This window comes from Mesorhizobium sp. P2_E6, assembly GCF_056403835.1.
In genome coordinates, this window is the sequence record NZ_JBFUEQ010000009.1 from 231871 (window position 1) to 255516 (window position 23646).

The 23646-nt window shown below is 62.4% G+C and carries 19 protein-coding genes and 1 pseudogene; 9 read left to right on the plus strand and 11 right to left on the minus strand.

Annotated elements, in window-relative coordinates:
- Positions 1-487: 487 nt before the first annotated feature.
- Together AC1D08_RS23360 and ku are read right to left on the minus strand one after the other, a co-directional pair.
- Entirely contained in the window at positions 488-727 is a 240-nt protein-coding gene (locus tag AC1D08_RS23360; RefSeq protein ID WP_477424178.1) for a hypothetical protein, read from the minus strand.
- Positions 728-1289: 562 nt separating this feature from the next.
- Positions 1290-2126 carry a non-homologous end joining protein Ku gene (gene ku / locus AC1D08_RS23365; RefSeq protein ID WP_477424180.1) on the minus strand — a complete coding sequence of 279 codons (837 nt, stop codon included), beginning with the start codon at positions 2124-2126 and terminating at the stop codon, positions 1290-1292.
- Between the two features lie 112 nt (positions 2127-2238).
- Between ku and AC1D08_RS23370 the strand changes: the two genes are divergently transcribed.
- Complete coding sequence (locus AC1D08_RS23370; RefSeq protein WP_457154996.1) at positions 2239-3501, plus strand: DUF763 domain-containing protein; 1263 nt, start codon at positions 2239-2241, stop codon at positions 3499-3501.
- 561 nt (positions 3502-4062) lie between these two features.
- Here AC1D08_RS23370 and AC1D08_RS23375 read toward each other — a convergent pair.
- On the minus strand, positions 4063-4848 hold the full coding sequence (locus AC1D08_RS23375; RefSeq protein WP_457154361.1) for an SDR family NAD(P)-dependent oxidoreductase: 786 nt from the start codon (positions 4846-4848) through the stop codon (positions 4063-4065).
- A 193-nt stretch (positions 4849-5041) separates the two neighbouring features.
- Here AC1D08_RS23375 and uxuA point away from each other — a divergent pair, with 193 nt between their 5' ends.
- The 4 genes and pseudogenes from uxuA to AC1D08_RS23395 all read left to right on the plus strand — a co-directional run bounded on the left by uxuA (position 5042) and on the right by AC1D08_RS23395 (position 10346).
- Positions 5042-6226 carry a mannonate dehydratase gene (uxuA, locus tag AC1D08_RS23380; protein ID WP_457154360.1) on the plus strand — a complete coding sequence of 395 codons (1185 nt, stop codon included), beginning with the start codon at positions 5042-5044 and terminating at the stop codon, positions 6224-6226.
- 322 nt (positions 6227-6548) lie between these two features.
- Entirely contained in the window at positions 6549-7568 is a 1020-nt protein-coding gene (locus AC1D08_RS23385; protein WP_477424182.1) for an isopenicillin N synthase family dioxygenase, read from the plus strand.
- Between the two features lie 399 nt (positions 7569-7967).
- Positions 7968-9291, plus strand: a pseudogene (locus AC1D08_RS23390) (LLM class flavin-dependent oxidoreductase).
- Positions 9292-9320: 29 nt separating this feature from the next.
- Positions 9321-10346: an NADP-dependent oxidoreductase gene (locus AC1D08_RS23395; RefSeq protein WP_457154311.1), complete on the plus strand. Its 1026-nt coding sequence runs from the start codon at positions 9321-9323 to the stop codon at positions 10344-10346.
- 74 nt (positions 10347-10420) lie between these two features.
- Here AC1D08_RS23395 and AC1D08_RS23400 read toward each other — a convergent pair whose 3' ends face one another.
- Entirely contained in the window at positions 10421-11107 is a 687-nt protein-coding gene (locus AC1D08_RS23400) for a YjbE family putative metal transport protein (protein WP_457154310.1), read from the minus strand.
- A 447-nt stretch (positions 11108-11554) separates the two neighbouring features.
- Between AC1D08_RS23400 and AC1D08_RS23405 the strand changes: the two genes are divergently transcribed.
- Positions 11555-12007, plus strand: coding sequence for a lipocalin-like domain-containing protein (locus AC1D08_RS23405; RefSeq protein WP_457154309.1), 453 nt, complete (start codon positions 11555-11557; stop codon positions 12005-12007).
- Between the two features lie 445 nt (positions 12008-12452).
- Positions 12453-12707: a hypothetical protein gene (locus AC1D08_RS23410; RefSeq protein ID WP_457151391.1), complete on the plus strand. Its 255-nt coding sequence runs from the start codon at positions 12453-12455 to the stop codon at positions 12705-12707.
- Between the two features lie 62 nt (positions 12708-12769).
- Here AC1D08_RS23410 and AC1D08_RS23415 read toward each other — a convergent pair whose 3' ends face one another.
- Together AC1D08_RS23415 and xseA are read right to left on the minus strand one after the other, a co-directional pair.
- Positions 12770-13900 (minus strand): DmpA family aminopeptidase, encoded by a 1131-nt coding sequence (locus AC1D08_RS23415; RefSeq protein WP_457151390.1) that lies wholly within the window; start codon positions 13898-13900, stop codon positions 12770-12772.
- Positions 13901-13904: 4 nt separating this feature from the next.
- Positions 13905-15470, minus strand: coding sequence for an exodeoxyribonuclease VII large subunit (gene xseA / locus AC1D08_RS23420; RefSeq protein WP_457151389.1), 1566 nt, complete (start codon positions 15468-15470; stop codon positions 13905-13907).
- Between the two features lie 120 nt (positions 15471-15590).
- Between xseA and AC1D08_RS23425 the strand changes: the two genes are divergently transcribed.
- Positions 15591-17801 (plus strand): bifunctional diguanylate cyclase/phosphodiesterase, encoded by a 2211-nt coding sequence (locus AC1D08_RS23425; protein WP_477424186.1) that lies wholly within the window; start codon positions 15591-15593, stop codon positions 17799-17801.
- Between the two features lie 24 nt (positions 17802-17825).
- Here AC1D08_RS23425 and AC1D08_RS23430 read toward each other — a convergent pair whose 3' ends face one another.
- Entirely contained in the window at positions 17826-18782 is a 957-nt protein-coding gene (locus tag AC1D08_RS23430) for a LysR substrate-binding domain-containing protein (protein ID WP_457151387.1), read from the minus strand.
- A gap of 177 nt (positions 18783-18959) precedes the next feature.
- On the opposite strand from AC1D08_RS23430, the gene AC1D08_RS23435 reads away from it, so the two are divergent.
- Positions 18960-19250: a DUF1127 domain-containing protein gene (locus AC1D08_RS23435; protein ID WP_457151386.1), complete on the plus strand. Its 291-nt coding sequence runs from the start codon at positions 18960-18962 to the stop codon at positions 19248-19250.
- 166 nt (positions 19251-19416) lie between these two features.
- Here the strand turns inward: AC1D08_RS23435 and AC1D08_RS23440 are convergent, their stop codons facing one another.
- From AC1D08_RS23440 to AC1D08_RS23455, 4 genes are all read right to left on the minus strand, one after another.
- Entirely contained in the window at positions 19417-20430 is a 1014-nt protein-coding gene (locus tag AC1D08_RS23440; protein ID WP_457151385.1) for a DUF937 domain-containing protein, read from the minus strand.
- Positions 20431-20534: 104 nt separating this feature from the next.
- Entirely contained in the window at positions 20535-21908 is a 1374-nt protein-coding gene (locus AC1D08_RS23445) for a glutamate--cysteine ligase (RefSeq protein WP_457151384.1), read from the minus strand.
- Between the two features lie 245 nt (positions 21909-22153).
- Entirely contained in the window at positions 22154-22888 is a 735-nt protein-coding gene (locus AC1D08_RS23450) for a 16S rRNA (uracil(1498)-N(3))-methyltransferase (RefSeq protein WP_477424188.1), read from the minus strand.
- 31 nt (positions 22889-22919) lie between these two features.
- On the minus strand, positions 22920-23582 hold the full coding sequence (locus tag AC1D08_RS23455; protein WP_457151382.1) for a hypothetical protein: 663 nt from the start codon (positions 23580-23582) through the stop codon (positions 22920-22922).
- Positions 23583-23646 lie beyond the last annotated feature (64 nt).

The window sequence follows — 23646 nt, forward strand, 5'->3', positions numbered from 1 at the left end:
ATCAATCACTTAGTATGACGAGTGGAATCATCTTATGCCGATGGCGGTCGCGTACGTAACCGCAAAAGCTATCCCGGCACCGGCGCGACGCGCTTCAGGGGCGGCTAGCCATTTGTCCCAATCCGAAAAACTCGCTGGGGAACATCGCCGCCAATCAGGGCGGCAAAATCTTTCCGCCCCTCTATGTCAAAGTTTATAGACGGCAAACTTTAGCCTGCTCTAATGGAGTTTCATGCTGTCTGGGGGGTGGTGGGGCAGGCAAGCATGGGGCCGTCGTTTGTGGGAAAACGACGGCCTTTCCTTTCGACGGCTACCTGGCTTCAGGGTTTTGCCGGCGCGCAAAATGTTCATAGGTGATTTGCCAGGGGTCGCTCTCGGAATCTCTTTCCTCGCCGATCCAATGGAAGCTGTCGGCAGTGATCTCGGTGAAACGCCATCGGGTTTTCAAACCGCGCGAGTCATTGCCGAGCTGGACGATGTCCTTCCCCTAGGTCCGCCCGACCTGGTGCGAGTGATCCCGGTTGAGCGGGTCGTTCCATATGATGTGCCAGCCATCGATCCCAGGATCGAAGATGCGCAATGTCGTGCCATACATCGTTGACGGCGCAGGCCGCTTGGGCCTGATCCAAACGTCCTGGATCGCGCGGCCTCCAAGCACCCAGCCAAAATGGCATTCTCCATTCCATTTCTGCGTTGTGCCGTCGTCGAGGTGGTGGACCGTATCCATTTCCCAACTTCCAACCAGCCATCCATACAGGGCCATGTCTTTCGCCCGGTCGGCTGGGGGACCTTCGGATCCGAGAGCGGTGAGAAACGGAGAAATCGTCATCGTCCTATGCCTTTCCAGCTAAACGAACCAAACTGCCTGAGCAGCCCTGCCGGCCATTGTCGCGCTCGCCCGCCGCAAGAGCGCCGCCTAGTGGAATTTTGCGATGGAGGCCCGTGTCGGCGTCGGAACATTGCCGCCACAACTTGCGGCGTTGCGGTGTCCAGGGCTTGGGGAAAATTGCTGTAGTTCCGCTATGAATGAGATCGTCTGCGAAACGCGATGGCGAGCGGACCCGCATGCGCATCCTTCGCGATATGCGCGCAGGATAGGCCATTTGGCTTAATTGCGAGATTGCTAATATGCTTGTACTTTGATCGTTGCTGGTCCCTCGAAGCCCCAGCATTGGCCGGCACGGCCCAGCGCCACCCCGAAGGCTGCAACCGTGCCGGCCTACCACGTGGCTGCCGTTCTCCACTTCGATCAATTCTAGCGTGTTGGCGCGTGCCAGCGACGACAGGTGCTAAGCAATCTTGCGTTTCGGCGAGGCGCTCTTTGTAGGCGGCCCCAACCCTTCCTGCTTGAGGCTCTTTTTCAGCACCTCGGCCAGGTTGATGACGTTCTCTTTCGGCTTCGGCGCGGGCTTCGGCGGCTGCTTGCCCCTGCGTTTGGCATCGATCATGGCGATCAGCGCATCTTCGTAGGTGTCCTCGAACTTCGAAGGATCGAATGTCGTCACCTTCTTGTCGATGAGCATGCCGGCGATTTCAAGCAGCTCGGGATCATATTTCTGCTTCTTCAAGCCATCGAACACGCTGTCCTGCGAGACCATTTCATTGTGGTTGCGCAGCTCGGTCATCACCATGCCCTTGCCATAGGGCTGGATCAGAACCTCGCGGCCGCGCTGATACAGCACGACGCAGGATCGTGCAGCGACGCCCTTGTTCTTCATGGCATCGCGGATCACGCAGTAGGCCTCCAGTGCAGCTCCATCGGCCGGGATCAAATAGTAGGGTTTCTCGAGATAGCGCGTATCGACCTCGTCAATCGACACGAACTCGCCGACCTCGAGCGTATGCTTCGACGTCAGCTTGAGCGCCTTGATGTCGTCGGGCTCGATCTGGAGGAACTCATCCTTTTCGACTTCGAAGCCCTTCACCTGGTCTTCCGCGTCGACCGGCTTTCCAGTGTCCTCGTCGGCGTAGACGCTTTTGACCGGGAGTCCGTCCTTGCGGTTCAATATCCTGAAATGAACCTTCGACGCCTCGCTGGTGGCGCCGACGATCTTCACGCCGCAGGACACCGAACCAACCTTCAAAAAACCCTTCCAGGCAGCACGCGGGGCGACCATTTTGCTCATCCTGTTTCCAGTCAGGGCAAACGGGTTTCCGTGCAAATCGTTCCTACGATTGGCTTCCCTGACAGGTGCGCAACACCTATCTCTTATCAACGAGCAACGCGGGCGGCAGAAATTGGCGCAACGATCTGGAAGTGCTGATCTCCCACTGCATGGCGGTCGCGTGCCCAAATGGCTCGGTGATCGCATGACGCGCCTTGGGGCGGTGATGTGCGAGGCGATCATCCATCACTATGGTCGCACCGAATTGCTGCGCCGCCTGGCACACCCGTTCTGGTTCCAGTCTTTCGGCGCGGTGATGGGGATGGACTGGCATTCCTCCGGCATCACGACAAGCGTTGTCGGCGCCCTGAAACGTGGCCTGTCTCCACTCTCCGACGAACTCGGGATCCATGTCTGTGGCGGACGTGGCGCACATTCGCGCAAGACTCCGCACGAACTGACATTGATCGGCGAGCGCGTCGGTTTCGACGGGTCGGGCCTGGCCAAGGCCAGTCGGCTGGTCGCCAAGGTCGATAGCGCCGCCGTTCAGGACGGCTTCGACCTCTACCTTCATGGCTTCATCGTTACCGACGATGGCGAGTGGGTCGTGGTGCAACAAGGCATGAACGGCGACAGCAAGGTGGCGCGTCGCTACCACTGGCTGTCCGAGGGGCTGACGAGCTTTGTCGACCAGCCGCATGCCGCGATCGAAGGCGCCAATCAGGGCGAGATCGTCAATCTGACCGACCGGCGCGCCGATGCTTCGCGTCACGGCCAACTGGAGCTGCTGCGGGATCTGGGTCCCGATCGCATCGTGAAAGAGTTCGCCTTGCTGGAGCACGGCTCGCCACCCGCTCCCGCGCAGCCCCTGCTGCCGCATCTGATCATGCCGGCCCATCACGACGTCCGCGAAAGCGATGTCGTCATGCGCCGCCTGCACGGCAATATCGCCGCCGCCGTCGAACGCGGGCCTGCGGATTTCCCGGAGCTGCTCTTGGTGCCAGGCGTCGGTGCCCGCACCGTGCGTGCATTGGCGATGGTGGCCGAGGTCGTGCATGGAGCGCCATGCCGGTTCTCGGACCCCGGCCGGTTCTCGCTGGCCCATGGCGGCAAGGACAGGCACCCGTTCCCCGTGCCGCTGAAAGTCTATGACGAGACGATCGGCGTGCTGAAATCGGCCGTTCACAAGGCCAAGCTCGGCCGCACCGAGGAAATCGATGCATTGAGACGGCTGGACGACCAGTCACGCCAGGTCGAGCGCTATGTCACCGGTCCCAGCCTGAAGGAAATCGTGGCAGGCGAGTTCGACCAGTCGCACATGCTGGGCGGACGCAGTGTTTTTGGATGGGAGCCACCGCCGCAAGCGCAGCCGGCTCGATCCGGCACCGAGGAATGACGTCAGCCGAAAGGCCCTATCCCTCGGCCCTGAAATTCTTTGCGAAGGCTCCAACAAATGCCGGAGCCTTCGCGTTTTACGGGATTTCAATAGAAGCGGATCCAGTAGGATTGGTGAAAACGTCTCCGGCGCCAGCGGCCTCGACGCCAGTAGCGACGGCAAACCACGCGCCATCCACGCCGCCGCCTCCATACACGCTGCCGCCTCCATCGATAGTACTGCACGGGTTCGACGTCATTCTGGCTATCAGGACCGGCTCCACAAGGTCGTCTACCGGCTTGTCCAGCTCATCGAGAATGCCGTTCCCCCGTGCTCGGGGTGCCAGCCACCGCCCTAACCGGGCAAGCTACCGCGACCACGGCCGCAGCGCTCGCGAGGCGCCCAGATGCCGAGCTAGATCTGTTTAAAAACCCGAAGTCGGTGTTGGTCGAGGTTCGCGGTGGCAAGAAACTTGCGAGTTTGGCGATGAAGACTTCACGCCGCGCCCGCCAAAAGCGGTCGCGCCGGAGGTCGTCAGATGTCGGCGACTCCCGGTAAAGGCCAAAACCGATCTACATGGCTCTATTTCACGCCGATGCCGGCAGTCAGGCCGCCATCGATTTTGTAGTCCGCTCCGGTGCAGAAACCGGCTTTGGCCGAACACAGAAAGGCGATGAGTTCCGCCACTTCCTCCGGCTCGCCGATGCGCCCGATGGGATGCGCTTCGCCGAAGCGCTTGTAGGCGGCCTCGACATCCGCATCGGTGCCGTTTTCGCCGCGTGCCGCTTTTTCCAGGATCGGGGTGCGGATCGAGCCGGGGCTCACGGAGTTGACGCGGATGCCGGAGCGCGCGTAGTCGAGCGCCAGCGAGCGCGTCAGCGTATGGATCGCCCCCTTGGTCGTCGCATAGGCGGCGACATTCTGCTGGCAAGCGTGACCCTGCACCGAGGCCACGTTGACGATGGCTCCGCCGCCCCGCCGGATCATTTCCGGAATGCCGAAATGCGCGGTCAGGTAGATCGAGCCGACATTGACCGACATTGCCTTGTTCCAGGTCTCGAAATCGGTGCTGGTAGCTGTTCCGTATGGATGGACCGCCGCCGAATTGACGATGATATCGAGGCCGCCGAACCGCTCGACGCCGGCCGCGACCGCATCGCGAACCTGATCCGGCACAGAGACGTCGGTGTCTATGACCAGCACGCCTGGCCCGGAGCTTTCCAGTTGCGCTTGCATCGCCGCGTTGGCCGCGCGGTCGATGCCACAGGCGATGATCGCGGCACCACCTGCCGCCAGGCGTATAGCGCTTGCGAGGCCAATCCCGGTCGTACCCGTCACCAGAGCGACCTTGCCGTCGAAATCCTTCATTGCGGGTACTCCGTTATTTGCTGTGGTCCTTAATGCATGTCGCCCAAAACTGGCCCCGGTTTTCGGGCAACGACATCCATAAAAACAAGGACCTAAAGCGCGTCGCCTGAATCCGCTCAAACGCGACGCGCTTTAGTTTGACACTCATTGCGGTCCAACAATAGGTTGCCGTCCTCGCAGAAGGAAAGCCGTAATGGAACAATGCTGGCGCTGGTATGGACCGAACGACCCGGTGACGCTCGATCATGTCAGGCAGGCGGGCGCGACGGGCATCGTTTCCGCCCTGCACGACATCTATGACGGGCGCGCCTGGCCGCTTGAGAACATTCTGGAGCGCAAGCGGATCATCGAGGCGGCAGGGCTGACGTGGTCGGTCGTCGAGAGCATTCCCGTCCACAATTCCTTCAAGATCGGTGCGCCGGAGCGCGAGCGCTACGCAGGCTACTATCGCGACACGATCCGCGCCCTTGCCAAGGCCGGCATCACAACGGTCTGTTACAATTTCATGCCCGTGGTCGATTGGACCCGCACCGATCTGGCCTATCGGCTTCCGACGACGGGCTACGCCCTGCGTTTCGATGCGATCGATTTCGCTGCCTACGACCTGTTCGTGCTGAAACGCAGGAATGCCGAGGCCGGCTACAGCGCCGCCCGCATTGCCGAGGCGGAAACGCGACTAAGGGAATTGAGCGACGAGCAGATCGACAGGATCGAGCGCAACCTCATCGCCGGCCTGCCGGCAACAGAGCGCAGCTACGACCGTGACAGTTTTCGCGAGGCCCTGGCGGACTACGATGCGATCGGTCCGAAGGAATTGCGCGACAACCTTGCCTGGTTCCTGCGCGAGATCATTCCGGTGGCCGAGCAGGAAGGGGTGCGCATGTGCATCCATCCTGACGATCCGCCCTTCTCGCTCTATGGCCTGCCGCGCATCGTTTCGACCGCCGCGGATGCACGTTTTATTCTCAACGCCGTCGACAGCCCCGCCAATGGCCTGACATTCTGCACCGGCTCCTACGGGACGCGCGCCGACAACGACATCGTCGCCATGGTCAAGGAATTCGCCGACCGCATCCATTTCGCCCATTTGCGCAACATCACCATCGAGGAGGATGGCTCGTTCTATGAAGCCGAGCATCTCGAGGGTGGCACCGACATGGCGCATGTCATCCTCGCACTGATGCAGGAAGAGGCGCGTCGCAGCAGGGAAGGCCGCGCCGACTGGCGCATCCCGATGCGCCCCGATCACGGCCACCTGCTTGCCGACGATATCGGCAAGACCAGGATCAATCCCGGCTACTCGCTGATCGGCCGGCTGAAAGGCCTCGCCGAACTGCGCGGCATCATGCGCGCCGTGGAGACGTTCGGGCTGGCTTGAAGTCATCAGACAGGCGGCGTGAGGAGGGATCCAGGCGCAACGGCCAACCTGCCGGGCCTTCAGTTCATGCGGAAGTCCGCATAAACGTCTCCGATCTACGTCTCGTCGCAACATGCATGAAACATCCGTTGGGATATTATTTTGCCCTCGGGAAACAATATGCAGCGCTGACTTTCTTCCGTTGGCGCCGAGATTGGGGTGCCCATTGCTTTGATCGGCTGCCCCTGCGTGGCACCTTGGATGCACGTCCACGCCTCGAGTGCTTGCCGATGGTCGCTTCTACTTCTCCTCGGCAAGGGCGGCGAAAAGAAGGAACCTGCCCATGCCCAGAATTGTGCCGGTACTCGATCTGAGCCGTCTCGAACAAGGAGCGTCCGAGCACCGCACCTTTCTCCTGGATCTGCGCACGGCGGCCCGCGACGTCGGCTTCTTCTATCTCAGCGGCCACGGAATTTCGGCGTCAGAGACTGATGAAGTGCTCGATGCCTCGCGCCGGTTCTTCGCCTTGCCGGAGACCGACAAGCTGGCGATCGAAATGGTCAAGTCCTCGCAGTTTCGCGGCTACACGCGCGCCGGCGGTGAACTGACCAAGGGCGCTGCCGACTGGCGTGAACAACTCGACATCGGCGTCGAGCGCCAGCCCATCCCGCAAGGGCCGGGAATTGCGCCTTGGACACGGCTGCAAGGACCGAACCAATGGCCCTCGGCATTGCCCGATCTCAAGCCGGCGCTGCTGGCATGGCAGACCAGGGCTACGGCTGTGGCGATCCGGCTGCTGAAAGCCTTCGCGCTGTCGCTTGATCAGCCCGAGGACGCCTTCGACGCGATCTACAGGGACTCGCCCAATCATCGCATGAAGATCGTGCGTTATCCCGGGCGTGACGCGACGGATGGCGACCAGGGTGTCGGCGCGCACAAGGATGGCGGCTTCCTGACGCTGCTGCTGCAGGACGACAACAAGGGGCTGCAGGTTGAATATGACGGCAGCTGGGTGAATGTGGACCCGCTCCCCGGAACTCTTGTCGTCAACATTGGTGAACTGCTCGAATTGGCGTCGAATGGCTATCTGCGCGCCACCGTTCACCGCGTCGTGACCCCGCCTGCCGGCGTCGAGCGAATTTCCGTTCCCTTCTTCTTCAGCGCGCGGCTGGATGCGACGATACCGCTGCTGAATTTGCCCGAGGAACTGGCGGCCGAAGCACGCGGACCGGCAAGCGACCCGGACAACCCATTGTTCCGCGATGTCGGCACTAATGTCCTGAAAAGCCGTCTGCGTTCGCATCCCGACGTGGCGCGCCGCCACTATGCCGATCTTCTCCAGACGGGAGCGGAGCGCCCGTGAAGCCCAAAGCATGTCGCCCAAAAGTGGCCCCGGTTTTAGGCGGACGACATGCATAACAAAGCCTCGATGCCGAACGGATTTTCGCCATTTTGCGTGTTCTTTGGAACGTTATTCGTCGCCAAGTCGCGGAAATAAGCTCAGAAAGGCAAAATCGTTCGGCGGTCTCCTCCCATTCCGCTGAGCGGTGTTCCCCTCTGAAGGTTTGAACCTTCTTTTGGCCGGGCCGCATTCGAGCCCGGCCATTTTTTGTGCCGCGGTCATGGATCGCAAAACGGAATTGCTGCAAAAACCCGACGCGGCGCAACGGAATACCTTCCCGGGTTGGGCGGACCGGCCGATCCTAAAGATCAGGATTCGAGCGATGGCGCTCGACCATATTGATCGGTCGGAACGATTTTCATGACACAGAAACAATTGCGGCTTGGCGCTTTCATGCGCCCCGTCAGCCTGCACACCGGCGCCTGGCGCTATCCGGGCGCCTATCCCGACGCCAATTTCAACTTCGCGCATCTGAAGCGCTTCGCCCAGACCCTGGAGGCGGCGAAGTTCGACGCCTTCTTCATGGCCGACCATCTGGCCGTTCTCAACATGCCGATCGAGGCGCTGCGGCGCAGCCACACGGTTACGTCGTTCGAGCCGTTCACGCTGCTGTCGGCGCTGGCCGCCGTCACCGATCATATCGGGCTGGTCGCAACCGCATCGACGACGTTCGACGCGCCCTACCACATCGCCCGCCGCTTCGCCTCGCTGGACCATATCAGCGGCGGCCGCGCCGGCTGGAACATCGTCACCACATCCAACCCCGATGCGGCGCTCAACTTCGGCATCGACGAACATGTCGAGCATGACGAGCGCTACCGGCGGGCACGGGAATTCTATGATGTCGTGACCGGCCTGTGGGACAGCTTCGCTGACGATGCCTTCATCCGCGACGCTGAAAGCGGTCTCTATTTCGATCCTTCCAGATTGCGTGTGCTCGATCACAAGGGCGAGCATCTCTCGGTGCGCGGGCCGCTCAACATCGCCCGGCCAATCCAGGGCTGGCCGGTCATCGTCCAGGCCGGCGCGTCGGAGGCAGGGCGGCAACTGGCGGCAGAGACGGCGGAAGTCATTTTTGCCGCGCATGCCGACCTCGCCGCGGGCCAACGTTTCTTCGCCGACGTCAAAAGTCGTGCGGAGAAACTCGGCCGCTCGCGCGACGACATCAAGATCCTGCCCGGCGCCTTTGTCGTCGTCGGTGACAGCGTCGAGGACGCGCAGTCCCAAGCGGGCGAAGCTCGACAGCCTCGTCTATTACGAGAGCGGCATTGCTTCGCTGTCGATCGCGATCGGGCATGACGCATCCGGTTTTGATCCGGACGCGGCCTTGCCCAAAATCCCCGAAACCAATGCCAGCAAGAGCGGCCGCGAGCGTGTCATCGAACTGGCGCGCAACGAGAACCTGACCGTCAGGCAGCTTGCCCAGAGGCTGGGTGGCTATTCCGGCCTTGCTTTCGTCGGTACACCTCAAACGATCGCAGACGAAATGGAGGAATGGCTGGCCACCGAGGGCTCCGACGGGTTCAACATCATGTTTCCCTATCTGCCCGCCGGGCTCGACGACTTTGTCGAGAAGGTCGTGCCCGAACTGCAGAGTAGGGGGATCTTCAGGCGGCAGTACGAGGGAACGACATTGCGCCAGAATCTTGGCCTGAAGCGGCCGCCCAACCGGTTTTTCGAGTAGAGTGTCCTTGACAGCGAGGTCGTCCCCAAATGTCAGCCCAGACAAACACCCGCATCGTGCTTGCAGCGCGACCGCAAGGCCGGCCGAAGCCAGGCGATTTTCGTATCGAGACGGTTAAAATTGTCGAGCCGGCGGAGAACGAACTCCTCCTGCAGATCCTCTATCTGTCGCTTGATCCCTATATGCGCGGGCGGATGAACGACGCCAAATCCTATGCCAAGCCGGTCGAGATCGACGGCGTGATGGAAGGCGGTACGGTTGCGCGTGTCGTCAGATCCCGCCACGCCGGCTTCGCTGAAGGCGATGTCGTCCTGTCGCACTCGGGATGGCAGAGCTTTGCACTGTCCGACGGCGTCGGGCTGCGCAAGCTCGAACCCGCGGCGGCGCCCGTCACCACGGCACTCGGCGTTCTCGGCATGCCGGGCTTCACCGCCTATGCCGGCCTGCTCACGATTGGACAGCCAAAGCCTGGCGAGACGGTCGTCGTGGCGGCGGCCAGCGGCGCGGTCGGGTCAGCCGTTGGACAGATCGCCCGCATCAAGGGCGCGCGTGCCGTTGGCATTGCCGGCGGAGCTGACAAATGCGCTTTCGTGCGGCAGGAGCTCGGCTTCGATGCGGTCGTCGATCACCGTGCCGATGATTTTGCCGCGCAGCTGAAGGCGGCGTGCCCTGATGGCATCGACATCTATTTCGAGAATGTCGGCGGCCCTGTCTGGGATGCGGTGTTCCCCCTGTTGAACGATTTTGCCCGCGTGCCGGTCTGCGGGTTGATCGCGCAATACAATGTCATCGCGGAGTCCGGCATCGATCGGCTGCCGACGCTGATGCAGCAGGTACTCCACCGAAGCCTGACGATCAGGGGGTTCATTCAGCGTGAATTCGTCGACCAGCGCCCGGCTTTCTACCGCGACATGGCCGACTGGATAGCATCCGGCCGCGTTCGCTACCGGGAAGATATCGTGGATGGCATAGAGAACGCTCCGCGAGCCTTCCTTGGCCTTCTCGAGGGTAAGAATTTCGGCAAGCTCATCGTGCGGGTCGCCGAAAGTCCCTGAGGGCTTTGCCCAAGAGGATTTTCGGGGTTTCGAATCCAGAAATGGTCGCTCAATCCTTGGCCCGCATGGATACTCTAACTTGTTGACGCTCCCATCGGGCTCGACGTTCTTGAAAGAACCGTCCAATAGTCGAGTGCTTTCAACTGCTCGACACCATCCAGCACCATGCTGCCTGCGACATAGACGATGACCGCAAGGCCGAGCCAGCCGATCCAGCGATGCCTGGCCAGCAGCGCCGCCACCAGCGTCGAGGCGACCGCCATCAGAACCACCGACAGGATGAGGCCGAAGACCAGCGCATCCATGTCGTCGCTGGCAGCGCCTGCCACGGCGAGCACATTGTCCAACGACATCGAAACGTCGGCAACGACGATCTGCACGATCGCTGTGCGCAGCGCCTTGGCCGGTCGTGTCGCTGCAAGGAAAGCCACGGTCGGATCGGCGTCTGCACCGTCCCCGTCATCGGCATCGCCGGCGGATCGCAATTCCCCGAACATGTTCCAGCAGACCCAGAACAACAGCAGGCCGCCGACCAGCATGATGCCCGGGATCGCCAGCAACTGCACGGCCACCACGGCAAAGACGATGCGGATGACAGCCGCTGCGGCGATGCCGGCGATGATCGCCTTCTGCCGCAGCGCCTTTGCCAGGCCCGCGGCCGCCATGCCGATCACCACGACATTGTCGCCCGACAGAACGAGATTGATGGTGATGACTTCCAGATAGGCTGTGATCGTCGCCTGATCGATCCCAAGGGACATCCGGTAAGCTTCCCTGTCGTTCGCAGTTTTTCCTACCCTAAGCAGGGACTCAGCAAGACGAATGGATCCTACCATGCATATGGGGCTTCGCTTCCGGCAAGATAGGGGTAGCCTGTTGCAACCGCACCTCGCCCTGCGGCAGCGTCAATGGCGGCATGAACTCCAGCACATTATCGGCCTGGACGCGGCGGCGGCATTCCCTGCGCCGTTGTCGATGCGCATGATCGGGTGGTGTCTCGGTTTGAAGGCTCGCTGGTCGCGATCCGGGCCGAACTCCTGTATGCTTTCCGCAAAGCATGGGGGAGGCTTCATGCCATATGCCGTCCAGACATGCCCGGATGACGTGGATCGCCTTAATGCGCTCCTCGTTGGACGCAACTGCGCCGAAGCCGGGCCACGCGGATGGCATAGCGAGCGCTCTGCCAAGGAATAACGGAGGTGTGGGCAATGGCTGAAGATATGCCCGTTCAACCAATTCGCCGCGAACTCCTGCTTGGAAGCTGGCGAATGACGTCTTGGATGACGAGAGACGTTTCGACCGGGGAGCGGCAGCCAGCTCTGGGTCAGGAACCTCATGGCATCGTCATCTATACACCTGAGCGCGTCATTTTCTTTATCCTTAGGAACAATCGCAATCGGCCGCAGCGTTTGCCACCATCCGACGAAGAGAAGATTGCGTTGTTCGACTCGATGTTCGCCTATTCGGGCAGCTATACGGTTGAGTCAGATCGCGTTGTCCATCATGTCGACATGAGCTGGAATGAAGCATGGAGTGGCACGGAACAGGTGCGGTTCTGCAAAGTCGACGAACATACGCTGACTTACACCTCGCCCCCCACCCAAAATCCGTTCGACGGGCGCGAGATTATTCACGAAGTGACCTATGTGCGAGAGAAATGACCCTGGGTCGATCTGCCTCTCAGGTCTCGGCATCGACCGCATCGCAAGATTTCAAACTGAGATACTACCTGATGGCGAGCAGAGTCGACATTGCGTGAGGATGTCACTATATACCGGCGGCTTCGACCCGCGCGCCTCAGGGCAGCGCCGCCGAAGCGACTGTAAATGTGTTACGGATTGCGCCATCTATTGTGACGAAATCGGCTAGGAAACCGGAAAAAAGCAAATAGAAACAGTGGCGCAAAGCTGGGCGTGATCCCAGCCAACGGTACCGATCCCTCAGAAACAGAATGCTCTTGACCCCTCGATTTCCTTTGACGCTGTGGACCTTGGACAAGATCGGCTTGCCGGCTGGCGACGACTCGGTTCGTATGGGAGCATGCATCCTTTGCGGGGTGTCGGCGTTTATGATTACCAACCGGCTTTGCCGCCAGGGAACAGCAGTATGAGTGAACACGCGATCGAGTTCTTGCGGGGATGGATAGGCGAAAAGGTCCACTGCCAGTCATCCCACGCCAGGATCGACAAGCAGGCCGAGTCTCTGGCCAAGGAATGCGCTGCCAAGGCGGCAGAGGTCGGCATCCCTCTGGAGGATATCCAGGAAGAGGTCGGCGACATTCAGGAACTGATCGCCTCCCGGCTCGAGGAAGCGGCCGAGGCCGACGAGAACCAGCAGGCCCCCAGCAAAGCCGCGGAATAGCCGCTTAGAGCAATTCCAGGAAAACTGTCTGAAACGCGGGCTATTCGGCCCGCGTCTTCGTATTAATCATCCCCTCCGCCAAATTTCTCTTTCAGCCACACTTTCGGCAACGCCGGCACGAAATTGCCGTCGCGTCCGCTCATGTCGTCATTGGCGACCAAGGCGTTGAGGATCGATTCCTCCACGCTCTGGATCACCGCATCGAAAAACGGATCGATGTCGGTGTCGGGAACAAAATCGGCGCTAGCGATGCGGCCGGATGGTGCCAGCGCCGCGCTCGCATTGGCGGTCGAGAAGGCGATAAAGATGTCGCCTGAACTGTGATAGCCGAAGCCGCCGGTCATGGCGACGCCAAGCGGCACACGGCGGGCCAGCCGCTTCATCTGATGCGGCAGGAATGGCGCGTCGGTGGCGATGACGGCGATGATCGAGCCCTTTTCGGCACGCGGTGCGCCCTGCCGGATCGCCGGCTCGGCAAGCTCTGGCCCTGCGCGCAGGCCGCGAACCGTAAAATTGTGGCGCTTGCCGAAATTCGACTGCACGAAGGCGCCGACAGTGTAGGCGCGGCCGTGCCATTCGACGATGCGCGACGCGGTCCCGGATCCGGCCTTGAAGCCGAAGGTGATCATGCCGGTGCCGCCGCCGACGCTGCCTTCCTCGATCGGCCCGCTGGCCGCACCGTCAAGTGCCTGCGCAACATGCTCTGATGTCAAATGGTGGCCGTTGATGTCGTTGAGGAAGCCGTCAAAGGTCTCCGCCGCCACCGGCAGGCCCCAGGCGCTGTCGAGTGCCGCCGGCAGCACGCTTTGCATCCAGCGCAGCGTGCCATCGCGTGAAACACCGCATGAATGCGTGTTGGTGATGGTGATCGGAAAGTTGAATGCGCCGGTTTCCTCGACGATGTGCGAGCCGGTCAGTTCGCCATTGCCGTTCTGGCTGAAGATGCCGGCAAAGACCGGCGTGGCGAGATCGGCGCGCGGCCTGGGCAGGATCGCGGTGACGCCGGTACGCACCGGTCCCTGGCCGACGACGAGCGCTCCATCGCCTGAAATCAGCGTCGTGTAACCGACGGCAACGCCCGGCACATCGGTGATCGCGTTGAACGGACCGGGTGTGCCGTCGAAACCGGTGCCGAAACGCCGCGCGCGCGGCTTGCCGGAAGGCGTTGCCAGATGGTTCGGATTGTCGGTCATGATCTCAGAACAGCGATCCCTGATTGCCGGGTTCTTTGGCCTTTGCCGCCGGCTTGGCCACGGCTTTCGGTCTTGCCGTGCCGCTGGTGGCAATCGCATCGGCGGTGCCGTCGGCGAACTCCAGCGAAAGCGCCATTCCCGACGCCACCTCAGCCGCATGTTTGATCACTGCCCCATCGGCGTCCTTCACCAGGGCGAAGCCGCGCGCCAGCACTGCCTTGTGCGAAAGCGTGGTCAACAGGCGATCGGCCTGGCTCAATTGTCCGCGCAGGCGCTCGAGCCGGACGGAGATCACCCGATCCTGTCGCCGCGCCAGCGCTGCCAGCGTGTCCCCTTGCAGCTTTTGGCGCCGCACGATCGGGGCCGGCGAAAGCCGCGTCGCGGTGCGCGAAAATCGTGCGCGACGTTCGCGCACGATGGCAAAAAATGCCGCTTGCGCGCGGGCGAGGTCGCGGCCGGTCAGCGTGCGGGCTTCATTCATGCGCCGCGACAGCGTGGCCGGCGTCAGCCTTTGGCCTTGAAGCCGCGCCCGCTTGCGGTCGACGCTGACGGACAGCGCCCGGCCGAGCCGGCTTGTCGCCTCGTCGAGGCGGCGGCGCGGCAGCGCCAGCAATTGATCGGGCGAGGGCAGCGCGCGGGCGGCGGCACGCGCGGCTTGCCGCTTGCGCTCGAAATTGCGCAAGACCGCCGCCTTGAGCCGCGCACCAAGGCTGGCAAGCGTCGCTTCGAGGTCGGCCTTCACCGGCACCGCAATTTCGGCGGCACCTGTCGGTGTCGGGGCCCGGCGATCCGCGACGAGGTCGATCAGCGTCCAGTCGGTCTCGTGGCCGACAGCCGAGATCACCGGAATGGCGGAGGCGGCAACGGCACGCGCCAGCGCCTCGTCGTTGAAGCCCCAAAGGTCTTCGAGGCTGCCGCCGCCGCGCGCCACGATCAGCAGATCGGGGCGCTGGATGGCACCGTCCCAGGCCAGCGCGTTGAAGCCATTGACAGCGGCGGTCACTTCCGCGCCCGCCGTCTCGCCCTGCACGCGCACCGGCCAGACCAGCACATGCAATGGAAACCGGTCCTTGATGCGATGAATGATGTCGCGGATGACGGAACCTGTCGGCGAGGTGACGACGCCGATGACGCGCGGCATGAACGGCAGCAACCGCTTGCGGCCGGGGTCGAACAGGCCCTCGGCCTGCAGCCGGCGCTTTCGCTCTTCCAGCAGCGCCATCAGGGCGCCGGCGCCGGCTGGCTCCAGATTGTCGATGACGATCTGGTAGTTCGATTTGCCGGGATAGGTGGTGAGCTTGCCGGTGGCGATTACCTCCATCCCCTCCTCGGGGCGGAATTTCAGCCGGCTCATCGTCCCCTTCCACACCACGGCATCGAGCCGCGCGCGGTCGTCCTTCAGCGCAAAATAGGCATGACCGGACGAATGCGGCCCGCGATAGCCGGATATTTCGCCACGCACCCGCACATTGCCGAACACGTCCTCGACCGTGCGCTTCAGCGCGCCGGAAATCTCGCTCACCGTGTATTCGGTGGCGTTCGTGCGTGATTCGGATGCTGCCTCGCTCATTGGCCGATTGGGGAACGGTTGAACGCCCACGTCAAGGCGCCTGTGACGGACCACTACGTCATAACGCGATGTTAAGCCTGCTTTGATTGAGTTGCATCCAACGAAGCTGGCCAAGGACGCATGAGCGCAAGCGGACATCGCAGCCCATTGACGTATCAGGTCACGCTGACCGTGCTGGCGCTTGCCGCTTTTGCGCTGGTCATGGTCGTCGGATTTGGCTTCTACGCGGCCGTGCAGACCGATCGTGCCTCGCTTGAGCGACAAAAGGTATTCTTCGCCAACGGTTTGCAGGATCAGATCGCTACCGTGGAGCGCGAGCAGGAAAGTATCTCGGTCTGGGACGATTCCATCCTCAACGCCAAGGCCGGCAACCAGCAATGGATGGTCGAGAACATCAGCGTCTGGATGTATACCTACTACGGTCACAACCGTGTCTATGTGCTGGACGAGGCAAACCGGCCGATCCACGCCATGCAGGAAGGCAAGGTGATGCCGCTGGCCGTCTACGGCGCGGATGAGCCTGCTTTGCGCCCCACCATCGAAAAGCTGCGCCAGCTGATCGCTCAACCGCCGCAACAGAACGCATCCGGCGGCCCGACCAAAATGGTCGCCGAGGACCTCGTGTCGCTTGGGGGCAAGCCGGCGATCCTCAGCATCGCACCGCTGGTGCCGAGTTCGGACCGCGTCACCCAGGCGCCGGGCAGCGAATATCTGCATGTCTCGATCGAGTTCATCAACGACGCTGTCATCGGCAAGATCGCCGAAAAATATCTGCTCGATGGCGCGCACCTGCTGCTGTTGTCGCAACCGGTCAGCTCCGCCGCCATTCCGCTGATGAATTCACGCGGTGTCATTCTCGGCTACATCGGCTGGGATCAGGAGCGCCCCGGTCTGACGCTGGTGCGCAAGGCGGGCCCGGCGTTGGTCGCCGGCGTGCTGCTTGCCGCGGGTGCATTGATCTTTCTTCTGCGGCGCCTGCGGCGGACATCGCTGGCGCTGCAGACCAGTCAGGCGCAGGCGCAGTATCTCGCCTTTCACGATACGCTGACGGGCCTCCCCAACCGGGCTCTCTTCGAGGACAGGTTGCGGCGGGCCTTGCTGACGACCGGGCGCGATACGGCAAGGATGGCGCTGTTTTATCTCGATATCGATCGTTTCAAGCATGTCAACGACACGCTCGGCCATCCCGCTGGCGACGAGCTTGTGCGCCAGACGGCAACCAGGCTGCAGCAGACGATCCGGGAAATCGACACGGTGGCGCGGCTCGGCGGCGACGAGTTCGCGATCATTCTGGTCGATGTTCGCGACATCAGGGCGGCCGAGGATGTTTCGGAACGGCTGCTGCGGAAGATGCAGGAGCCGTTCAGGCTGATGGACGATCAGGTCTTCGTCAGCGCCAGCATCGGAATTGCCCTGGCGTTGGGTCCGCAAGTCGATGCTGACGATTTGCTGCGCAAGGCCGACATTGCGCTTTACGAGGCCAAGAAGAACGGCCGCGGTCGCCATCAGATCTTCGCCGGCGACATGGACGACCTCCTGCTGCACAAGCGCAAGGTCGAGAACGAGCTCCGCAGCGCCCTTGCTGGCGGGACCGGGATAAAACTGGCCTATCAGCCGATTTTCGCCGCGGATGGCAGGACGATCGCCGGCGCCGAAGCGCTGATCCGCTGGGCGCATGAGATCCATGGCGCGTTGCCGCCGCAACAGTTCATCGCCATTGCCGAGGAACGCGGCATGATCGGCGAGCTCGGCAAATGGGTGCTGGCCGAGGCCTGCCGGTTCGCCGTCGGCACGCAATTGCCCTGGGTTGCCGTCAACGTCTCGCCGCTGCAACTGCGCGACGCCGGGTTCGCCGACGAGGTTGCGTTGATCCTTGCCGAGACCGGGCTGGCGCCGTCGCGGTTGCAACTCGAGATCACCGAAAGTGTGCTTCTGGAAAACAACGACACCACCAGGACGGTACTGGCGGCCTTGCGCCAAACCGGCATCGGGGTCGCGCTCGATGATTTCGGCACCGGCTATTCTTCGCTGAACTACTTGCGCCGCCATGCCATCGACAAGCTCAAGATCGACCGTTCCTTCGTGCGCCTTCTCGACAATGATCGAAACTCCACCGCGATCGTCAAGGCGTTGGTCGACCTTGCCATCGCTCTCGACGTCGAGGTCACCGCGGAGGGGGTCGAGACCGAGGAGCAAAAGGCCCTGCTCGTCGGCATGGGCTGCCATCAGTTGCAGGGCTATCTGCTGTCACCGCCGCTGGAGCCGGCCCAGATGCTGGCCCTGGCAGGCCCTTCGCCCGGCGAGGGCAGATCGGCTTCGGCCCTTGGTTGATCTTCCTGTCAGGGAGGATCTGGCCTACCAGCCCGGCAGGATCTGGTTCGGCTTCGTCCTCTTCATCTTGGCATAGGCGAGGGCGGCGAAGTCGAATGTCCCGGTCTCTTCGCCGATCGGCACGGAAATATTGTCCAGGCTTTCCGAAATGTGGCGGGCAAGCGCATCGACGATCTCCGGCCGCGACGTCTGCCCGCGCATGATGCCGATACGGCAATCGGGCAGGGCGCCAAAGCCGTCGGCTTCACCCAGCACCCGCATGCCGGGCCTGAGCGCGCATTCCGGCAACACCGAGATCGCCAGGCCAGAAAGTACGGCGGCGGTGATGACAGTTGCCGAGAAGCTGGTGAACAAGATGCGATAGTCCCGGTGCTGCTGGTCTAGCACGTCGACGGCGGCGCGCCGCCAGATGCAATTCGGCCGGCCGAAGGCCATCGGCAGCGTCGGCTGCTCGTGCGTCGCATGGTTGGCCGAGGTGACCCACAGCAGCGGCTCGCGCCGCACCACTTCCGACTGGCCGCGTACATCATTGTGCGTCACCAGTGCCAGGTCGAGATTGCCGCGCTTGATATGCTCGACCAGCCCTGGCGTCGGCTCGCAGATGACGGTCAGTTCGACGCGCGGATTGGAGCGCGTGAAGCGCGCCATGATCTCGGGCAGGAAACGGTCGGCATAGTCGTCCGGCGTGCCGATGCGGATCGTGCCTTCGAGCCGCCGGTCGTCGAAGGCGGCCAGTGTTTCGCGGTTGAGATAGAGCAGCCGCCGCGCATAGGAGAGCAGCTTGTCGCCCTCCTCGGTCAGCCTGTTGGTACGCCCGTCCTTTTCGAACAGCGGCTTGCCGATCCGCTCTTCCAGCCGGCGCATCTGCATCGATACTGCCGACTGTGTCCGGTGCACCTCTTCGGCCGCCCGCGTAAAGCTGCCGGTGTCGGCAATCGAGATGAAGGTCTGCAACTGATCGAGATCGAGTGGCGCTTTCATCGGTCCAATCCATCACTAGTGTTGATGCCTAGGATTAGAAACATTCGTTGGATTAATCAATCGGTCGATGGCAAATTGTCATTGTCCACATGAAGGCATGTGAATCGAAGCCGAAACGGTCGCTGTCGTCAGCGCCGATGGCAGGGCTTTGTCCGTTCGAGTCTGAAGGAGACCGACATGACCACGTTTGATTTCGCCACCGAGACCTCGCGCATTACCTCGCGTCCGGCCGTTGCGACGCGCGTGGCAAACACCGTCTCCAACGTTTACCGCGCCTGGAAAAACCGCCGCGCCTTCTATCGCCTTGGCGAGATGTCGGATTCCGAACTCGCCGATATCGGCCTGACGCGCGCCGATCTCCATGTCGCCATCGACATACCGTTTGGCCGCGATCCGACGAAGATCTTGCGCGAAATCGCCAGCGATCGCGTCGAAACGATCGAGCATTTCGCCCGCAAGGGGGCCTGATCGCCTGGCTTGGTTGCTATCGCACCGGTTGCCGTGAACCTTTTTAAGGTTCGACGCGACTGACGAGTATGCAGGCCCCCACTCCCTGCCGGATCCCCGCCGGCCCGCCTGCACGCTGGCCCGGTCCTCCCAGGACCGGGCTTTTCTTTTGAAGTGCCGATCGGTGCTACCGCCGATCCATGTCCCGCTTGAACTGGTCGAAGATCGTTTCCACGCCCTTCTGGTACTCGTCACGCTGCTGGGCGCCGGTCTCGAACATCTTGCCGAACAGGTCGTCGAACGGGTTCCTCGGCCGGCCGCTCGGATTGGTCTGCGGCTGCGGCGCCTGCCGCTGCGGTGGTGCCTGTGGCTGTTGCGGTGCGGGCTGTCCGCCCCCGCCGAAGCCGCCACCACCTTGTCGCAGCATCTCCTCGAAGATCTTGCCGAGTGGGTTGTCGCCATAGGGGCTCTGGGTCTGCTGCGGTTGCGATTGCTGCGGCTGCGGCGCTCCACCGCCGAACATGTCCTGCAGCACCTTGCCGAGCGGATTGTCGCCATAGGGATTGGGTGCCTGCTGCGGATGGCTTTGCGGCTGCGGGGCACCGCCGCCGAACATGTCCTGCAAAACCTTGCCGAGCGGGTTGTCCATCGGATTCTGCGGCTGCGGTGCCTGGCGCGGCTGTGGAGCGGGGGCTTGCATGCCGCTTTGCCGCATCATCTGCTCGATGATCTCGCCGAGCGGATTGTTGCCGCCGCCAAGGCCGCCGGCCGCCTGCATCTGATTTGTCGTCTGCTTGAACAGCCCGCCCATGACCATCGAGGCGATGGTCGGCAGCATCTGCTGCAGGATCTGCTGGCTGACGCCGCTGGCTTGCGCTGCCTGGCTAGCCACGGCCCGCGACAGGTCCTTCGAGCCGAACAGGTGCCCCAAAATGCCGTTGCCCTCATCGACGCCTTGCGGCGAGAAGGCTCGGGTCGCGTCCTCGAAATACTTGGCGTGCTGGCCGCTCGCCATCGCCGTCATGAAGGCGCCGAGCCCATAGGGATCGGCCGTGTTGCGCTGCAGCCCCTGCGAAAAGGCCGGCAGCAGAGCGGCAACGGCTGCCTGTGTCTGCTGCATCGAAAGCCCGTATTGCTGGGCAAGGGCCTGCATGCCGTTGCCGTTCTGGGCCTGGGCCAGCATATCGAACAAGGTAGGCATCGGCTTTCTCCTCCGGGAAATCCTAGGGTGGAGAGCCTAATTCGTTTCGATGGCCGATTGAAGCGGCTTTTGCCAATCAATCGGCCGCGCCTGCACTCGCAGGGTTAGTAGGCGTATTCCATGAAGACCGGCTCGATCGAGCCGCCCCAGCGCGTGTGGTAGGCGGAGAGCATCTCCTCGGCGCTGGTGGTGCCGCGTGCGACCACTTCATCGAGCGTGTTGAGGAACGAGGTCTCGTCATAGCCGTCGCGGTTCTTGCGGCCGCGGTTCTTCAAGCCCATGCGCGAGATGACCATCACGTCGCGGGCGATCTCGCGCAGCGTGGTGTTGCGGAAGGGCGCTGAAATGCCTTGTTCCGGCACCGCGTTGCGCATCGCCAGCACTTCGTCATATGTCCAGCTTGAGGTCAGTGCCTCGGCGGCGTCGAGCGCTGCCTCGTCATAGAGCAATCCGACCCAGAAAGCCGGCAACGCGCAGATGCGCCGCCACGGCCCGCCATCGGCGCCGCGCATCTCGAGGAAACGCTTCAGCCGCACGTCCGGGAACAGCGTCGACAGATGGTTCGCCCAGTCGCCCATCGTCGGCAGCCCGTCCGGCACTTCATTGCGCGCGGCGCCGGCCATGAACTGGCGGAAGGTGATGTGCGTCATGTCGTGATAGTGGCCGTCGCGTATGACGAAATACATCGGCACGTCGAGCGCCCATTCGACATAGTCGGCGAAACCGAAATCGGGCGAGAAGCAGAATTCGAGCAGGCCCGAGCGCTGGTTGTCGGTGTCGCGCCAGATGTCGCCGCGCCAGCTCTGCAATCTGTTCGGCCGGCTCTCGGTGAACGGCGAATTGGCGAACAATGCCGTCGACAGCGGCTGCAGCTTCAGCGACACCTGCATCTTGCGGCGCATGTCGGCCTCGCTCTCGAAATCGAGGTTCACCTGGATCGTGCAGGTGCGGTACATCATGTCGAGACCCTTGGTGCCGACCTTGGGCATGTAGCGCGTCATGATCTCATAGCGCGACTTCGGCATTTTCGGCGTCTCGGCCAGCGACCATTTCGGGCTGCCGCCGAGGCCGAGAAAGCGGATGCCCATCGGCTCGGCGATCTCGCGCACCTGTGCCAGATGCGCATTGCCCTCGCGGCAGGTCTGGTGGATCGTCTCCAGCGGCGCGCCGGACAGCTCGAACTGGCCACCCGGCTCTAGCGAAATCGCACCCTGGCCGGTCGGTTCGACCAGGCCGATGATGCGGCCGTCATCGATGATCGGATCCCAGCCGAGTTTCTGCTGCATGCCTTCGAGGATGGCGCGGATGCCGCGCTCGCCGCCATAGGGCACAGGCGCGTTGCCATCGACATAGAACGGGAATTTCTCGTGCTCGGTGCCGATGCGCCACTTGTCGCGCGGCTTGTTGCCTTCGGCCAGATGCTCGACGAGTTCATCGACGCCTTCGATCGGGCGGAAATCGGTAGTGTCGCGCGCCATGATAGAGCCCTCCGCACATAATCCCGAAGATCGGCTTTCGATTATCGGAAAGGATCACGTGCCCCTTCAAGTGTTACAGCGTCCTTTGCGCGTCCGAAAGGACACGCGGAGTTGTAGGACGGTCGGACGACCGCCGGCGCTAGATGGACGAAATGTCAGTAGTCGATCAAGCGAAAAATCCTGAGCCACAGGTCAACAGGAATTGAACGATACTGCGCTCTCCGTCCCTTGCAAGGAATGAAGTCTCACCAGTCTCCGACGGTTGCCTGGATCACCGAAAGTGCTGCCACCGCCGCCGTATCGGCGCGCAGGATACGCGGTCCGAGCGGAATGGCCGTGACGAAGGGCAGGGCGCGCAGCATCTTGCGCTCGTCATCGGAGAAGCCGCCCTCCGGCCCGACCAGCAGCCCGAGCTTCTTTTCCTTGACCGCCTGCAGAGCCGGCAGCGGATTGTTGGTCGAGGCGTCCTCGTCGCAGAAGATCAACCGCCGCTCTCTGTCCCAGCCGGTCAGCAGGCGGTCGAACTTTTCGGCTTCACACACCTCCGGCACCGCCAGGATGCCGCACTGTTCGGCGGCCTCGACGACATTGGCGCGCAGGCGATCGATGGAAGGTTTTGCCACTTGCGTGTGCTGGGTGATGACCGGCTGCAGGACACCGGCGCCCATTTCGACCGCCTTCTGCACGAGATAGTCAAGCCGGCCCTGCTTCAGCGGCGCAAAGCAGTAGATGAGATCGGGCAGTGGCGGTTGCGGCCGTTGCAGCGTCAGCACCTTCAGCCGCACCGCCCTTTTTGTCTTCGCCGCGATGGCCGCCGACCATTCACCGTCACGACCGTTGAACACCAGGATTTCGGCGCCTTCGCCAAGCCTCAGCACATGCAGCAGATAGTGGCTCTGCTGCTGACCGGCATCGAACTCGATCTCGGGCCCGAGGTCGTCGGGCACGAACAGGCGTTGCATCTTGTAATTGGCGCGCATCGCCGAGGAATGAGCGAGCCGCCCGCCGGCGTCAAGCCTCGGCGGTCGGATGCCACACCGGTCGAAAGCCATGCTGCAAGACGGCGAGCGTCGTGGCCGGCGTCAGCAACGCAAGCGCCTTGCCTTCGAGCAGGCTGAAATCGCGGGGTGGGCCATATCCGGCAAAAGACCACCGCAGCGCCTTTCCGCCGCGCAAGGCATAGGCGGTGCCGCTATCAGCAAGCATCGCACCGTCGGGAAGACCCGTAAGGTCCTCGAGGGCCAGTATCGGTGGCTTGCCACCGGACGCCAGCCGCTCCTTGTGCAGCCGCTTGTCGACCTGCGGCGCGCGTGGCTCGGCAATGCCGAAGGCATCGCCGAAGCGGCCGACGAAATCCTTGGCCCGTTCGCGCTGGCAAAAGAAGCAGGGGCGATGCCCGGCCGCCAGCGCCGTTACCTCGTCGAGGAAGAACAGCTCGGTCCAGCCCGCTTTGCCACCCAACTGGTCGTCGCTCTTCCGGTTGCGCCCCATCGGCTCGCGCCGCACGTCGCGGAATTGGCAGATGCAGATGATCCAGGCCGGAAGCGCCCAGCGCTTTTTCAGCAGCGTCTTTGTCTCGGGATCGTGGATGATGCCGCGATTGCCGGTGAACAGCCCGCGCTCGGGCACGGCGTGGATGGCGCCGAACGGATCGACCCGGTTCTGCAGTGGCATAGTTTTCTCCCGCAACACGCATCTTGGCTGCAATGCTGGCGGCATGATATCGCTCCTCGCATCA